At 68.2% G+C, this 15,293-nt stretch carries 13 protein-coding genes, 1 tRNA gene and 1 pseudogene; 7 read left to right on the forward strand and 8 right to left on the reverse strand.

What is annotated here, in order from left to right:
• Positions 1 to 122: 122 nt before the first annotated feature.
• From fkpA to CIHUM_RS03350, 4 genes are all read left to right on the forward strand, one after another.
• Positions 123 to 482, forward strand: coding sequence for an FKBP-type peptidyl-prolyl cis-trans isomerase FkpA (gene fkpA, locus CIHUM_RS03335; protein ID WP_034999432.1), 360 nt, complete (start codon positions 123 to 125; stop codon positions 480 to 482).
• Between the two features lie 9 nt (positions 483 to 491).
• Entirely contained in the window at positions 492 to 1,319 is an 828-nt protein-coding gene (locus CIHUM_RS03340; RefSeq protein ID WP_034999434.1) for an aldo/keto reductase, read from the forward strand.
• Positions 1,320 to 1,512: 193 nt separating this feature from the next.
• A complete protein-coding gene (locus CIHUM_RS03345; RefSeq protein WP_034999435.1) occupies positions 1,513 to 1,851 on the forward strand; it encodes a DUF485 domain-containing protein in 339 nt (112 codons plus the stop codon).
• 3 nt (positions 1,852 to 1,854) lie between these two features.
• On the forward strand, positions 1,855 to 3,504 hold the full coding sequence (locus CIHUM_RS03350) for a solute symporter family protein (RefSeq protein WP_034999436.1): 1,650 nt from the start codon (positions 1,855 to 1,857) through the stop codon (positions 3,502 to 3,504).
• Positions 3,505 to 3,562: 58 nt separating this feature from the next.
• Here CIHUM_RS03350 and CIHUM_RS03355 read toward each other — a convergent pair whose 3' ends face one another.
• Both CIHUM_RS03355 and trhA read right to left on the reverse strand, forming a co-directional pair.
• On the reverse strand, positions 3,563 to 4,393 hold the full coding sequence (locus CIHUM_RS03355; RefSeq protein WP_392389864.1) for a DUF1906 domain-containing protein: 831 nt from the start codon (positions 4,391 to 4,393) through the stop codon (positions 3,563 to 3,565).
• 16 nt (positions 4,394 to 4,409) lie between these two features.
• On the reverse strand, positions 4,410 to 5,108 hold the full coding sequence (gene trhA, locus CIHUM_RS03360) for a PAQR family membrane homeostasis protein TrhA (RefSeq protein WP_034999438.1): 699 nt from the start codon (positions 5,106 to 5,108) through the stop codon (positions 4,410 to 4,412).
• A gap of 119 nt (positions 5,109 to 5,227) precedes the next feature.
• Here trhA and CIHUM_RS03365 point away from each other — a divergent pair.
• Positions 5,228 to 5,300 (forward strand) — tRNA-Arg (locus tag CIHUM_RS03365).
• Between the two features lie 126 nt (positions 5,301 to 5,426).
• Here CIHUM_RS03365 and CIHUM_RS03370 read toward each other — a convergent pair.
• Positions 5,427 to 5,654 (reverse strand): annotated as a pseudogene (locus tag CIHUM_RS03370) (helix-turn-helix domain-containing protein); the annotation flags it as partial.
• A gap of 185 nt (positions 5,655 to 5,839) precedes the next feature.
• Complete coding sequence (locus CIHUM_RS03375; protein ID WP_051106431.1) at positions 5,840 to 6,871, reverse strand: hypothetical protein; 1,032 nt, start codon at positions 6,869 to 6,871, stop codon at positions 5,840 to 5,842.
• Between CIHUM_RS03375 and CIHUM_RS03380 the strand changes: the two genes are divergently transcribed.
• Positions 6,870 to 8,300, forward strand: a complete 1,431-nt coding sequence (locus tag CIHUM_RS03380; RefSeq protein ID WP_273680252.1) for a phytoene desaturase family protein — start codon at positions 6,870 to 6,872, stop codon at positions 8,298 to 8,300. The genes CIHUM_RS03375 and CIHUM_RS03380 overlap by 2 nt on opposite strands.
• On the opposite strand, the gene CIHUM_RS03385 is transcribed toward CIHUM_RS03380, so the two are convergent.
• The 4 genes from CIHUM_RS03385 to CIHUM_RS03400 are packed head-to-tail and all read right to left on the reverse strand — an operon-like array spanning position 8,284 to position 10,613.
• The gene (locus CIHUM_RS03385) at positions 8,284 to 8,568 is read right to left on the reverse strand and encodes a mycoredoxin (RefSeq protein ID WP_034999444.1); all 285 of its coding nucleotides are present in this window, start codon (positions 8,566 to 8,568) and stop codon (positions 8,284 to 8,286) included. The two genes, CIHUM_RS03380 and CIHUM_RS03385, sit on opposite strands and share 17 nt — an antisense overlap.
• A gap of 1 nt (position 8,569) precedes the next feature.
• A complete protein-coding gene (locus tag CIHUM_RS03390; protein ID WP_034999447.1) occupies positions 8,570 to 9,049 on the reverse strand; it encodes a dihydrofolate reductase in 480 nt (159 codons plus the stop codon).
• Entirely contained in the window at positions 9,046 to 9,843 is a 798-nt protein-coding gene (locus CIHUM_RS03395; protein WP_034999448.1) for a thymidylate synthase, read from the reverse strand. The genes CIHUM_RS03390 and CIHUM_RS03395 overlap by 4 nt, the downstream gene beginning before the upstream one ends.
• Positions 9,840 to 10,613: a 3'(2'),5'-bisphosphate nucleotidase CysQ gene (locus CIHUM_RS03400; protein WP_034999449.1), complete on the reverse strand. Its 774-nt coding sequence runs from the start codon at positions 10,611 to 10,613 to the stop codon at positions 9,840 to 9,842. Before CIHUM_RS03400 ends, CIHUM_RS03395 begins: the two co-directional genes overlap by 4 nt.
• A gap of 30 nt (positions 10,614 to 10,643) precedes the next feature.
• On the opposite strand from CIHUM_RS03400, the gene CIHUM_RS03405 reads away from it, so the two are divergent.
• Positions 10,644 to 15,275: an ATP-dependent helicase gene (locus CIHUM_RS03405; protein WP_034999451.1), complete on the forward strand. Its 4,632-nt coding sequence runs from the start codon at positions 10,644 to 10,646 to the stop codon at positions 15,273 to 15,275.
• Positions 15,276 to 15,293 lie beyond the last annotated feature (18 nt).

The following is a 15,293-nucleotide window of genomic DNA, read 5'->3' on the forward strand; positions in this document are numbered from 1 at the left end:
GCATGCTTCGGTGCTCCACCGCCGAGAACTGAGCTTCCCTTATAATTTCGGGAGGAAGTTCTCGGCGGTTTTGTATTGGGCCGCATAACTTGCCCACATAATTTGCAAGGAGTTTCAACGCTATGGAAAAGCCGTTCATCGACAAGCCGGAGGGCCCGGCGCCTGCAGACCTCGTTATTGAGGACATCACTGTCGGCGAGGGCGCAGAGGCCGTGGCCGGCGGTTTTGTCAAGGTCCACTACCTTGGCGTGGACTTTGAAACGGGCGAGGAGTTCGACTCCTCCTGGGACCGCGGCGAGGCCGCAGAGTTCCCGCTCACCGGCCTGATTCAGGGCTGGCAGGAAGGCATCCCCGGCATGAAAGTCGGCGGCCGCCGCCAGCTGACCATCCCGCCGGAGAAGGCATACGGCCCCGCGGGCGGCGGGCACCCGCTGTCCGGGCGCACCCTCGTGTTCATCATCGACCTGCTCGACGTCAGCTAGGAGGCTGCCATGCGCATCCCGGTCACCACACTTAACGACGGCTACGATTTCCCCCTCCTCGGCCTCGGCACCTACAAGCTGACCGGCGACGAGGTGGAGCCCATCGTGCGCACCGCGATCGAGCTCGGTTACCGCCACATCGACACTGCGGCGTTCTACGGCAACGAGGTTGAGGTGGGCAAGGCCATCAACGCCGCCATCAAGGCCGGTGACGTCACGCGCGAAGAGCTGTTTGTTACCACCAAGCTGTGGAACGACGACCAGGAGCGCGTGGCCGAGGCCTACCAAGAGTCGCTCGAGCGCCTCGACCTCGAGTTCATTGACCTTTACCTCGTGCACTGGCCGTGGCCGCAGCACGGCACCTACGTGAAGGCCTTCGAGCAGATCGCGGAGTTGCAGGGGATGGGCCGGCTGCAGTCTGTGGGCGTGGCCAACTTCTACCCGGAGGTGCTCGACGAGATCATCGAGGCCACCGGTATTTCCCCGGTGCTCAACCAGGTGGAGCTGCACGCCGGGTTCACCCAGCCCGAGCTGCGCGCCTACCACGACGAGCACGACATCGTGACCGAGGCGTGGGCGCCGCTGGCCCGCGGCTCGAACTTCGACGACCCGGCCATCCAGGCCGTCGCCGAAAAGCACGGCGCGACCCCGGCGCAGGTCTCGTTGGCGTACTTGATGCAGCTTGGCTGTTCCGTGGTGCCGAAGACCTCCAACCCGAAGCGCCTGGAGGAAAATCTCGGCGCGGTGGGCGTCACGCTGGATAGCGAGGACGTCGCCGCCCTCGACGGTGTGAAAGGCGAGCGCCTCTCAGGCGACCCGTTGACGTTCCCCGGGTAGGGGATTGGTGTTGAGCCGCCTGGCTGCGTTGATCGCGGCCGGGCGGTTTTTCGTTGCGCAAAAATTAAAAGCGATTTACGGAACAACACACATACGACTGTGTGGTAGGTTACATTCACATTGTTGAGTCGGAGATCACATAATTCCGGCGCGGCAAAGACCATCTATCCGTGCACAAGAAAGGATCGAGGCCATGGCCGGTTCCACCGCTGTTCCGCAACGCCGCGAGCCAACTCCTGACGAGTTCGTGGCCATGCAGCAAAGCCCCGAATTCCAGGACCTGCGAGGCACGTTCCGCGGATTCACCTTCCCCGTGATGATCGCGGCGTTCCTCTGGTACGTCTTCTACGTCGTCTTCGCCACCTTCGCCCCCGACGTGATGGCCAAGGACTTCTTCGGCCTCAACGTCGGCCTCTGGCTCGGCTTGGCGCAGTTTTTCACCACGTTTTTGATCACCTGGATCTACGTGAAGTGGGCGAACAAGAACATCGAGCCGCGCGCGGCTCATATCCGCGAAGAGATGGAGGGCTAAACCATGCAGACCCACCTGTTTGCAGCCGACGCCGGGGAAGCAGCCGGCAACCCGCTGCTCAACATCGCCATTTTCGCCGCCTTCATCGTGGTCACCCTCTACATCGTGACCCGTGCCGGCAAGACCACAAGCGAATCCGCGGACTTCTACACCGGCGGTGCGTCGTTTAGCGGCACGCAAAACGGCCTCGCCATCGCCGGCGACTATCTTTCCGCCGCATCCTTCCTCGGCATCGTCGGCTCGATCGCGCTCAACGGCTACGACGGCTTCCTGTACTCCATCGGCTTCTTCGTCGCGTGGCTGGTTGCGCTGCTGCTGGTGGCGGAGCCGCTGCGCAACGTCGGCCGCTTCACCATGGCCGACGTGCTGTCGTTCCGCCTGCGCCAGAAGCCGGTGCGCGTGGCCGCGGCGTTTGGCACCCTGTTCGTGTCGCTGTTCTACCTCATCGCCCAGATGGCTGGTGCGGGCTCCCTGGTGTCCGTGCTGCTGAACCTGCACTCCTTTACCGCGCAGGCGATCTGCGTGGGCATCGTCGGCGTGATCATGATCATCTACGTCCTCGTCGGCGGCATGAAAGGCACCACGTACGTGCAGATGATCAAGGCCGTGCTGCTCATCGCCGGCGTGCTGATCATGTCGGTGCTGGCGTTCATCATGGCCAAGGGCGGCCTGACCGCGGTGTTCGACCAGGCCATCGACACCCACTCCGCGTCCAGCTACCTCGCGGAGAGCGGCTACGAGGCCGAGGAGATTATGAAGCCGGGCCTGAAATACGGCGAGACTACCACTTCCAAGCTGGACTTCATCTCCCTCGGACTCTCCCTGGTGCTCGGTACCGCAGGTCTGCCGCACGTGCTCATGCGCTTCTACACCGTGCCTACCGCAAAGGAGGCGCGTAAGTCCGTGACCTGGGCGATCGTGCTCATCGGCTCCTTCTACTTGCTCACCCTGATCCTGGGCTACGCCGCGGCCGCCTTCGTCGGCCCGGATCGCATTCTCGCAGCCCCCGGCGGCGCGAACTCGGCGGCCCCGCTGCTCGCATTCGAGCTCGGCGGTTCCATCTTCATGGCGCTGATTTCCGCAGTCGCCTTTGCGACGGTGCTTGCGGTCGTCGCCGGTCTGGCCATCACTGCCTCCGCATCCATCGCCCACGACATCTACGACGCAGTGCTTCGCGACGGCCAGGCCACCGAGGAAGAGCAGGTCCGCGTCTCCCGCATCACCGTGGTTGTGCTGGGTATCGTCTCCATCATCCTGGGCATCCTGGCGATGCAGCAGAACGTGGCTTTCCTGGTCTCCCTGGCGTTCGCCGTCGCGGCGTCCGCGAACCTGCCGACCATCCTGTACTCCCTGTACTGGAAGCGCTTCAACACCACCGGCGCGGTGGCATCGATCTACACCGGCCTGATCTCCGCCCTGGTGCTGATCGCCCTGTCGCCGGCGGTCTCCGGCAGCCCGACCGCTATGTTCCCCAACGCCGACTGGTCCATCTTCCCGCTGACCAGCCCGGGCTTGGTGTCCATCCCGCTCGGCTTCCTCGCCGGCATTGTCGGCACCTACCTGGGCAAGCCGGACAACTTCGACGAGCTGCAGGCCGAGATGGAGGTCCGCTCGCTGACCGGTGTCGGCGTCGAGGCCCCCGTCGACCACTAAGGCTGAGCGCTAGCTCGAAACAAAACGGCCCGGAGCTTCCGGGCCGTTTTTCGTTGCGCTACCTCATCCAGGAAGACGACAGCTGGCTGCTGCCCTGGAGCAGTGCGGACCAGTCGCCCGGCGTCAGGTTGGTCAGCGGGGAGGGCTGCCCCAGGGTCCACTGGCCCCAGTCGGAGGCGTAGACGTTGTTGATGTCCACCTGCACGCCCTGGATGGTGGCCTGCTGCCCGGCGACCTGGTGGAGGTTAGCCCTCGGGTGGACCTTGCCGCGGGAGCCCCAGTCGTGCTGCCAGAAGTAGGAGCCGATGCCGTCTTCGAGGCACCAGGCAATGGTGTAGTAGTTGCCGTACACGCCGAGCTGGTAGCCGGCGGCGCTGAAAGCGGCGCCCATGGCCGTCAGATACGGGTTGATCTGGTTGTTGAACTGCTCGATGGTGGGGTTGTCGTCGATGGCTACGTAGATCGGGCGCCCGGTCGGCCCGCCCGCCGCGGTGTGCAGCGCCATCGCCTTCGGGGCGTGGGCGGCGGCGCCGAGCGCGCCGCGCTTCCAATCGGCGGTCTCGGCGCGGCCGAACTGGTACACCGAGGCGATGGCGAGGCCGTTGGCCTTGTAGTCGCGGGTCTCGGCCGCGGTGACGGGCTTGCCGCGCATCCATTCGGCGCCGGGGCGGCGGTCGGAGACGTACCGCACCGCGCCCATGTGGCCGGCGGCTTTCACGGCGCTGGCCTGCGGCACGCCAGCCGAGTAATCCACCACCGTGCCGAGCACCCGGCGCTGCTGCGCCTGGGCGGCGGGGGAGAGAGCGGCTGAAGTGCTGCCGGCAAGCGCGGCGGTGGCGGCGGCTGCACCGGCGGATTTGAGGAACGTGCGGCGATTAAAGGTAGTCACATGCGTCACTCTAGCCCTAGTGCGCCACAACCACCATCCAAATGGCGACGAGGTGGCACACGGCGGCGATAACGGTCGCGGTGTGGAAGTGCTCGTGGTAGCCGTAGTAGCGCGCGGAACGCCCCGGCCACTTGAAGCCGTAGACCAGCGCGCCGAGCGTGTAGACCACCCCGCCGGCGAACAGCAGCCACACCACGGCGGGGCCGGCGGAGCTCCACAGCGTCGGCAGCAGCGGCACGATGATCCAGCCCAACCCCACGTAGACCACGACGTCGAGCCACCGCGGATGGTTGATCCACACCAGGTTGAGCACCGCCCCGCCGATGCCGCCCGCCCACGCCACCGCGAGCATGATCGCGGCGGTGCGCGGCTCGAACACAATCAGGCACAGCGGCGTGTAGGTGGCGGCGATGAACACCGAGATGGTGGCGTGGTCGGCCCGGCGCCACCACTGCACCGCTTCAAGCGAGCGCCACGGCCACCGGTGGTACATCGCGGAGACGGCGAACAGCAGCACCACGCCGGCGCCGTAGATGGTCACGCCGAGGGCCTGCGGCCATGGCAGGGTCATCCACCCGAACGTGATCAGCACGGCCGAGGAGACGGCGGACAGGGCGGCGGCCACGAGGTGGGACCAGCCGCGCGCGGCTGGGCGCTCGCCGCGGTCCGCGACCACGTAGGTGCGCTGGATCTGGCCTGTCTTGAGGGTGGTCATGGGGCACCTCGCAGGGTAGGGGGCTTTTCGCTCAAACCCTACCGGACCGTAGGTTGCGGTGGAAGGGCTTACGAGCCTGTTTTCGGCGCGTGCAACCGCTGCGGTACTCTTACCCCATTGCCCTAGTAGCTCAGTGGATAGAGCACTTCTCTCCTAAAGAAGGTGTCGGAGGTTCGATTCCTCTCTGGGGCGCGATGTCATGAGTCGCGACATGCTGGACGGACCGGCATCCCAGTTGTTTTTGTTCTGGGGTGCCGGTTTTGTTTATTCGGGGGGCTGTGGTGGGTCGCCGTGTTTCCAGTAGGCCTTTTGGTAGTCGCGGGCGGTGATGATGTCGTTGCGTAGTGCTTCCGGCACGGCGTGCGGGTGGGTGTGAGGGGCGCGTGATTTCGGTGCGATTGCTTCGGCGCCGCCTGCGTCGTAGGCGTTGAGGATCTGGTGGACGCGTTGCCGTGAGATGCCGAAGCGTTTGGCGACGCTGGTGGGTGTGCCGCCTTGATCTCTGACGGCTCTGACGATGGCGATGTTGCGGTTAGGACTCTTCATAGGGTCAAACATGTCCCGACTCACCAGTCAAACATCACCGACACGACTGAGGTAACCCTAAGTGTCAACAATGACGCGACTGACCTGTCAAGGATCACAACGCCTTCCGCAGGCACACCCCGTCAAATATGTCGTGACTTCAGACACTCTCTGGGGCGCGATTTTTGCCGATTTACCTGCCCAAACTACCGGTTGAACGGCGGGGAGACCCACGTGAACGGCCGGTCCAGCAGGGTGGTGCCCAGCTTCGACGGGGTGAGTACGAACGCCTTGCCGCCGGCTGGGGTGAGCTCGAGCGAGTCCCCGTCGGCGCGCCAGGTGAACTCCATCGTTTCCTCGATGGGGCCGCGCGGGGCGGCGTTGACGCCGTCGTCGGTCATGGGTGCGGTGAGCTGGATTATCACCCGGTCGCCGTCGAGGGTGTAGAAGCCTTCCTGGAGGTCGCCGGAGGCTCGTCGTAAGGCAGCGAGCCCGTGGAAGGAGCCTTCGGGGGTTTCGGCGCCCTCCACCCGGTAGAAGCTGCCGGCAGCGGGGCCGTCGATGGAGCCGAACGCGATCGTCGCCCAGCGCTGGTCGTCGGACAAGGCGGGAGCCGCTTCGATGTCGCCGCCGGACACCGCATACAGGCCGGAGAGCTCGGTGCCCTCGCGGTCGAGCGCCTTCGGGATGCTGGTGAACATGGCAAACCCGCCCGCACCGAGTACGACCACGGCGGCGACGGCGGGGAAGAAGCGGGTCACGCGGTGGACCTTGTCGCTGGTGATCACCTGCGGCGCCTCAACGGCCTCCGTCGCGCGCCCCGCGAGGAACCGGAACAGCCGCGGCAGCCACGGCGCCAGCACCAGCAGGTACAGCAGCGCCTGGAGGGCCGAAGGGATCTTCACGGGCACGTCGAACGTCATGTTCAAAAGCCACACCACGGCCAGATCAATGAAGCCGATCAGCCCGCCCAGCCAGGCGGTGCGCCGCCACAGCAGCAACAGAGCGGCGACGAATTCGGCCAGCCCCGCGAGGAACTGCACGACGGGGGAGAAACCCATGAACGTCCACAACAGGCCCATCGGGGACTTCTCACCGAGGGTGATCAGCAGCTCCGGGAAATCGGGCCGGCCCATCTGCATCAGGCCGAGTTTGAACAGGGCGTACGGCATGAGCAGCACAAACGCTGCCATGCGTACGACCCAGTGCAGCGCCCATCCAATCTGCTTCGTGTTCATGGGCAGCAGTCTAGCTAACATTGGCGGGGTGAAACCTCGGGCAGTTGTCGTCGGCGCCGGGCCCAACGGGCTCACGGCCGCCGCGCGCCTCGCGGCCAGCGGCTGGCGGGTGGAGGTCCGCGAACGCTCGCCCGAAGTAGGGGGCGCGGCTGCGACGCAAATGCTTGACGACGCCACGCTGGTCGACCTCGGCGCCGCCTGCCACCCCTTCGGGGCCGCCAGCCCGGCCTTCCGGGCGCTGCAGTTGGAGGACTACGGGGTGCGCTGGCTGCGCGCGCCGTACGAGATGGCGCACCCGCTCGATGGCGGCGCGGCAGTGCTGGCGGGCTCGCTGGAGGACACCGCGGCTGGCCTTGGCGTCGACGGGAAGGCCTGGGCGCGGCTGCACAAGCCGGTGGTGGCGCGCGTGGACGACCTGCTTGAAGACGTGCTCGCGCCGATGCCGCGCGTGCCCGGCCACCCGCTCGCGCTGGCGCGGTTCGGTGCGCGCGGGCTGTGGCCGGCCACGGCGCTGGGGCGGGCCGCGCTGCGCACCGAGGAGGCCCGCGCCCTGCTCGCCGGCAGCGCGACGCACGCGATCACCTCGCCGTCGCGCCCGCTGACCGGGGCGTTCGGGCTGCTGTTTGGCGCGCTCGGCATGACGCGCGGGTGGCCGGTGGCGGAAGGCGGCTCGGGCGCGGTTACGGCCGCTCTGGCCAGGATCGTCGAGGAGCACGGCGGTCAGGTGCACCGCGGCGAGGAGGTCCGCGCCCTGCCCGATGCGGACGCGGTGATCTTGAATCTCACACCACGGCAGGTGCTGCCTCTCGACGGCACGTCGCTGCCCGCCCGCCGCGCCCGGTCCATGCGCCGGTGGCGTTACGGGCCGGGCGTGCACAAGGTGGACTTCTTGCTTAACGCCCCGGTGCCGTGGGCGGATCCCCGGGTGGGGAAGGCGGCCACGGTGCACGTCGGCGGCACCGCGGAAGAGATCGTGCGCGCCGAGCGGGACGTGGCCAAGGGGATCATGCCCGAGCGCCCCTTCGTGATGGCGGCGCAGCAGTACGCAGCCGACCCCTCGCGCGGGCTGGTGCTGTGGACCTACGCCCACGTCCCGCATGGCTACCGGGAGCGCTACCCGGGCGAGGTGGCGCAGCGGATCACAGCCCAGGTCGAGCGGTTCGCGCCGGGCTTTACCGCGGTGGTCAAAGATAAAATCGAGACGCCGCCGCAAGAACTGGAGGCGTGGAACCCCAACCTCGTCGGCGGCGACATTGCGGGCGGCGCCATGGACGGCACCCAGCTGCTCATGCGCCAGCCGCACCGGCTGCGCAAGGGGCTGTACCTGGCCTCCGCGTCGACGGCGCCGGGCGCCGGGGTGCACGGCATGCCCGGCTGGTGGGCCGCCGAGGCGGCGCTGCGGGACTTCGGGGCTACTCCTCGCCGGTGAGCTCGCGCAGCTTCGCGCGCACCGCGGAGGCCTCGGGGTTGGTGGCGTGTGTGCCGTCGGAGTAGAGCACGGTGGGCACGATGCGGTTGCCGTCGTTGACGGACTCGATCCAGGCGTTGACCGCGTCCATGCCGTCGGCGTCCACGTCGACCAGGTCGTAGGGGGTCTCGGTGCGGTCGAGGCGCTCGCGCAGCTTGCGGCAGAACGGGCACCATTCTGCGGCGAAGATGGTTACGTGCGAGGAGGTCTCAGGTGCGGCAACGGTCATGTCAAACCCTTTCAAAACGTTGGAACTTGTAGCGCAGGCCGGTCGTGGAGGTCTGCCATTCGCCGTCGCGGACCAGCTCGAAAGCGTCGTCGATGCGGGGCGCGTGGACGGCTTTGTGTGCGGGGAGGTCCGGATGGACGTCGATAAGTGTGCGCTCGATGACATCAACCTCATCCAGGGTGGCCTCGTAGACCTGGGCGCCGCCGATGATCCACGCGTCCGACTCCAGGTCCGGGATGTCGCGGCACACCGACGCGCCGTCCGACCACTCGTCGGCCTCGCGCGAGGACAGCACAATGTTTTTGCGGCCCGGCAGCGGCTTGACCGGCAAGGATTCCCAGGTGCGGCGCCCCATGATGATGGGGCTGCCCAGGGTGGTTTCCTTGAAGTGCTTGAGGTCCTCGGGCAGGTGCCACGGCATGCCGGCGCCGTCGCCGATCACGCCGTCGAGGCTTTGCGCCCAGATCGCGCCCAGGGTCATACGGACACCTCCGCCTTGATGGTGGGGTGGGGGTCGTAACCCTCGACCTCGATGTCGGCGAAGTCGTAGTCGAAGATCGACGCCGCCTTGCGCAGCTTCAGCTGCGGGTACTCGCGGGCGTCGCGGGAGAGCTGCTCGCGCACCTGGTCGAGGTGGTTGTTGTAGATGTGGCAGTCGCCGCCCGTCCAGATCAGCTCGCCGACCTCAAGGCCCGCCTGCTGCGCGAACATGTGCGTCAACAGCGCGTAGGAGGCGATGTTGAACGGCACGCCGAGGAACATGTCGGCGGAGCGCTGGTACACCTGCATACTTAAGCGGCCGTCGGCGACGTAGAGCTGGAACAGCAGGTGGCACGGCATCAGCGCCATCTTGTCCAGCTCGGCCACGTTCCAGGCGGAGACGAGGTTGCGGCGCGAATCCGGGTTCTCGCGCAGGGTGCGCAGGACCTCCTCGATCTGGTCGATGTGCCCGCCGTCGGGGGTGGGCCAGGAGCGCCACTGCACGCCGTAGACCGGGCCGAGCTCGCCGTCGTCGTCGGCCCACTCGTTCCAGATGCGCACCCCGTTGTCCTGCAGCCAGCGCACGTTGGAGTCGCCGCGCAAGAACCACAGCAGCTCGCCGACGACCCCCTTGAAGTAGACCTTCTTCGTGGTCAGCAGGGGAAAGGACTCGGACAAGTCGTAGCGGATCTGGCGGCCGAACACGCTGCGGGTGCCGGTGCCGGTGCGGTCGCCCTTCTCGGCGCCGTTTTCTAAAACGTTGCGCAGCAGGTCCTCGTACGGGGTGGAAATCACTTAGCTACTCCTTCAAAGGTGCCGTGCTCGTCGTGGTAGCGGGCGGCGGCCTCCAGAATGTCGTCGGCAAGTTCGGGCCGGCAGATCACAATATCGGGGATGTAGGTGTCGGTGTTGTTGTAGCGCAGCGGGGTGCCGTCGAGGCGCGAGGCGTGCAGCCCCGCCGCGAGCGCCACGCCCACCGGCGCGGCCTGGTCCCACTCGTACTGGCCGCCGGCGTGGACGTAGGCGTCGTAGTCGCCGAGCAGCACGTGCATCGCCTTCGCGCCCGCGGACCCCACGGGTTGGACTTCAAAACCCAAGGCTTGAGCGACATGCTTCGCGACGGCCGGGGGCCTGTTCCTCGACATCGCGACCTTGCCCGCGAACGGCCCGGAGACGTGGCGGACATCGGACGACTTGAACACCACACCTAGATCCGGCAGGCCCACCGCGGCGTGGGTGGGCACCCCGTCCTCCACCAGCGCGACGTGCACCGCCCAGTCCTGGCGGCCCGTGGCGAACTCCTTCGTGCCGTCGAGGGGGTCGACGATCCAGACCCTGTCCTTCGACAGGCGGTCTTGGTTGTCGGCGGCCTCCTCCGACAGGAAGCCGTCGTCAGGCCTGTGCTGCGAAAGCACCCTGGAGATCCAGCTCTGGGCGAGCTCGTCGCCTGCCTCGCCGAGCTCGCGGCCCCGCAACAGGCCCACGCCGCGCACGCCTTTGAGGATCTCGCCGGTGCCCTCGGCGATGAGGTTGGTCAGCCGGGAATCCGAGTACTGAGCAGTCATGCACCCGACTCTACCGCTAAGGTTGGCGTGATGAACGCGCCGATCCTCAGCCGCTTCCACCCGCAGGTGGCCCAGTGGTTCGGGGACGTCTTCGCCGCGCCGACCGCGGTGCAGGAGCAGGCGTGGCGCACGATCTCCGACGGCGAAAACGCGCTGGTGGTCGCCCCCACCGGCTCCGGCAAGACGCTCGCGGCATTTTTGTGGTCGCTGAACTCGTTGGTGGAGCGCGCCGGGCAGCAAGCCCTGCCTATCGACGGCGCGAACAGCTCCACCCACGGCGGCGTGCGAGTCCTCTACATCTCGCCCCTGAAAGCGCTGGGCGTGGACGTGGAGAACAACCTGCGCGCGCCGCTGGCTGGCATCGCGCGGGTGGCGCAGAAGCTGGGCCGCGACATGCCGGACATCTCGGTCGGGGTGCGCTCGGGCGACACCCCGCAGTCCGAGCGCAACCGGCAGGTGCGAAAGCCGCCGGACATTTTGATCACCACGCCGGAGTCGCTGTACCTCATGCTCACCTCGAAGGCGGCGGGCATCTTGAAGACGGTGGACACGGTCATCGTGGACGAGATCCACGCCCTGGCTGGCACGAAGCGCGGCGTGCACCTTTCGCTCTCGCTGGAGCGGCTGCGGCGGCTGGCGGGTAACTTCCAGCGCATCGGCCTGTCGGCCACGGTGCGCCCGATCGAGGCGGTGGCCAACTTCCTCGGCCCGAAGACCACCATCATCAACCCGCCCGCCGAAAAGCGCTGGCAGCTTTCCGTGAGCGTGCCCGTCGAGGACATGAGCGACCTGCCCGTGCCGGAGGACGCCTCCACAATCGGCGACGCGGTGTTCCACGACGCGCTGGAAGAGGCGGAGCCAGTCCAGCCGCCGGGCGCGGTGAACTCCATCTGGCCGCACATCGAGCGCTCCATCTACGACGAGGTGATGGCGCACCGCTCCACCATCGTGTTCGTGAACTCGCGCCGCACCGCGGAGCGGCTGACCAGCCAGCTCAACGAGCTGTGGGCCAAGGAGCACGACCCGGAGGCCCTGTCGCCCACAACACGGCGCCCGCCGGCGCAGCTGATGAAGTCGGTCGACACCGCCGGCCACGCCGCGAGCGTGATCGCGCGGGCCCACCACGGCAGCGTGAGCAAGGACGAGCGCGCCCAGACCGAGACCATGCTGAAGGAGGGCACCCTGCGCGCGGTGGTGTCCACCTCCTCGCTGGAGCTGGGCATCGACATGGGCGCGGTTGACCTGGTCATCCAGGTGGAGTCGCCGCCGTCGGTGGCCTCCGGCCTGCAGCGCGTGGGGCGCGCGGGGCACACTGTGGGCGCTATTTCGGAGGGCACGTTCTACCCGAAGCACCGCTCCGACCTGGTGCAAACGGCGGTGACGGTGCCGCGGATGCGCTCCGGCCTCATCGAGGAGCTGCACACCCCGCGCAGCCCCCTGGACGTGCTGGCGCAGCAGACCGTGGCGGCGGTGGCGGTCGAGGACCTGGACGTCGACGAGTGGTACGACACGGTGCGCCGCGCCTGGCCGTACCGGGACCTGGCGCGCGAGGTGTTCGACTCGGTGATCGACCTGGTCGTCGGCGTCTACCCGTCCACGGACTTCGCGGAGTTGCGGCCCCGCGCCATCCTGGAGGGCTCGGTGCTGAAGGCGAGGCCCGGCGCCCAGCGGGTCGCCGTCACCAACGCTGGCACCATCCCGGACCGAGGGATGTTCGGCGTCTTCCTGCTCGCAGGCGCCGAGGACAAGGCTCCCCGCCGCGTCGGCGAGCTCGACGAGGAGATGGTCTACGAGTCTCGCGTCGGCGACGTGTTCACCCTCGGCGCCTCCAGCTGGCGCATCGAGAACATCACCCGCGACCAGGTGCAGGTCTCACCCGCGCCGGGGCACACCGGCCGCCTGCCGTTCTGGACCGGCGACGGGCTGGGCAGGCCCTATGAGCTGGGGAAGGCCGTGGGCGCGTTTCGTCGAGAAGCAAAGAGCTCCCTGGACGAGAGCCTGGACGAGCGGGCGCGGACCAACCTGCTGCAATACCTGGAGGAGCAGGAGGAGGCCACCGGCATCCTGCCGGACGAGACGACGCTGGTGCTCGAGCGGTTCACCGACGAGCTGGGGGATTGGCGCGTGGTGCTGCACACCCCCTTCGGCAAGGGGGTCAACGCGGCGTGGGCGCTGGCCACCGGCTGGCGGGTCGCGCAGGAGACCGGCATGGACGCCCAGGCGGTGGCGGGCGACGACGGCATCGTGTTGCGCCTGCCGCAAGGCGACAAGGATCCGGACGGGGCGGTCTTCCAATTCGACGCCGACGAGATCGCCGACATCGTCACCGAGCAGGTGGGCAACTCCGCCCTGTTCGCCTCCCGGTTCCGCGAGTGCGCCGCCCGCGCCCTGCTTCTGCCGCGCCGCAACCCCGGCAAGCGCGCGCCGCTGTGGCAGCAGCGCCAGCGCGCCGAGCAGCTGTTGGATGTGGCTCGCAACTACCCGAGTTTTCCTATCATTCTCGAGACGGTGCGCGAATGCCTCCAGGATGTCTACGACCTGCCCGCCCTGCAGGAAGTCATGCGCGACATCAACACGCGCCGGGTGCGCATCGCCGAGGTGACCACGGACCAGCCGAGCCCCTTCGCGTCGTCGCTGCTGTTCAACTACACCGGCGCGTTCATGTACGAAGGCGACACCCCGCTGGCGGAGAAGCGGGCGGCGGCGCTGTCGCTGGACCCGTCGCTGCTGGCCAAGCTGCTCGGCACCGTGGAGCTGCGCGAGCTTTTGGACGCCGACATCATCGCGGAGGTCGACGCGTCGCTTCGCCGGCTGGGCCGCGCCGAGACCTCGGAGCAGTTCGCCGACACGCTGCGCATCGTGGGGCCCGTGCTTATCGACGAGCTCCGCCTCTACACCACGGTCCCCCTCGCATCCCTGGAGCAGGCCCTGGGCGCGCGCATGATGCGGGTGCGTATCGGCGGGCGCGAGCACGTCGCCCAGGTGCTGGACGCGCCGCTGCTTCGCGACGGCCTCGGCGTGCCCGTCCCGCCCGGCGTCGCCGCCCAGGTGCAGACCATCCCCGACGCTCTGGCCCAGCTGGTGGGCCGCTGGGTGCGCACCCGCGGGCCGTTCACCCTGCGCGACCTGGCCGACGCCTTCGGCCTGGCGGTTGGCGCGGCGCACGCGGCGCTGCAGCCGCTGGTGGACAAGGACAAGGTCATCCCGGGCCGCTACCGGCAGGGCATCGAGGAAGAGGAATACGTGGCCGCCGAGGTGCTGCGGATCATCCGGTCGCGCTCGCTGGCTGCGGCGCGCGCCCAGACACGCCCGGTGTCGCAGTCCGCCTACGGGCGCTTCCTGCCGGCGTGGTCGAACGTCGCCCCGGTGGGGGTCACGCCGGCGCTGCGCGGGGCGGACGGGGTCTACTCGGTGCTGGAGCAGCTCGCCGGGGTGCGGCTGCCGGCCAGCGCGTGGGAGTCCCACATCCTGCCGGCCCGGGTGGGCGACTACTCGCCGGTGATGCTCGACGAGCTCACCGCTTCCGGGGAGATCACCATCGTCGGCGCCGGGAAGGCGGGGGCGCGCGACCCGTGGATCATGCTGCTGCCGGCGGACTACGCCACCCAGCTCATGCCGCAGGTCGACGAGCCACTGCTGTCGCTGACCCAGTCCCAGGTGAGGGAAAAGGTGCGCGGTGGCGGTGGGTTCCTGTTCAGCGACCTCCTCGAACCCACAACCACGACCGAGGAGCTGCGCGAGGCCATGTGGGACCTGGTCGAGGCCGGGTTTTTGGCCCCCGACTCGTTCGCGCCGATCCGGGCGCGGCTCGCCGGAGGCAAGACGGCGCACAGGGCTCGCCGGAGGCCGTCGCGAAGCAGGGTGCGCTCGGGGCGGACCTCGTTCGCGGCGAGCGTGCCGCCGGACATGGTGGGGCGGTGGTCGCTCACACCGACGCCCGACGACGACGCGACGCGGCGGTCGGTGGCCCTCGGCGAGTCGCTGCTGGACCGCTACGGGGTGGTCACCCGCGGCTCGGTGGTGGCCGAGGACATCCTGGGCGGGTTCGCGCTTGCATACAAGACCCTGTCCGGGTTCGAGGCCTCCGGCAAGGCGATGCGCGGCTACCTGGTGGAGGGGCTGGGCGCCTCGCAGTTTTCCACCCCGGCGACGATCGACCGGCTGCGCGGCCACCAGGATTCCGACGACGTGGTCGGCTGGCCCTCGGGCGCCCGCGAGCCGCACGTGCACGTGCTCGCCGCCACGGACCCGGCGAACCCGTACGGGGCGGCGCTGCCGTGGCCGGCGCAGGGGCCGACCCGCTCGGCCGGGGCGATGGTGGTGCTGATCGATGGGCTCCTGGCCGCGCACGTCACCCGGGGCGGGAAAACGATGACCACGTTCTTCGACTTCTTCCCGGACGGGGTCGACGACCCGATGCCGCTAGTTGTCGACGCCCTGACGACCGCGGTGCGTGCAGGCCGGATGCAGCCGTTGAGTGTGGAAAAGCTCGACGGTGGGCCGGCCTTTTCGCTCAAGGAGTACGGGGCGACGGCGACCCACAAGGGCGCGAAGATCGGCGGGCGTGCCTCGGCGCCCCCGAAGCGGCGCGGGCGCAGCGTGGCGGAAGCGCTGGGGGAGCTCGACGGCAATGAAGGTGCCGGACCAACCTTCGACGACTAATTCACGTTGGAAGCGCAG

Origin of the sequence: Corynebacterium ihumii (genome assembly GCF_028609825.1) — a bacterium.
In the GTDB taxonomy this organism is placed as follows: domain Bacteria; phylum Actinomycetota; class Actinomycetes; order Mycobacteriales; family Mycobacteriaceae; genus Corynebacterium; species Corynebacterium afermentans.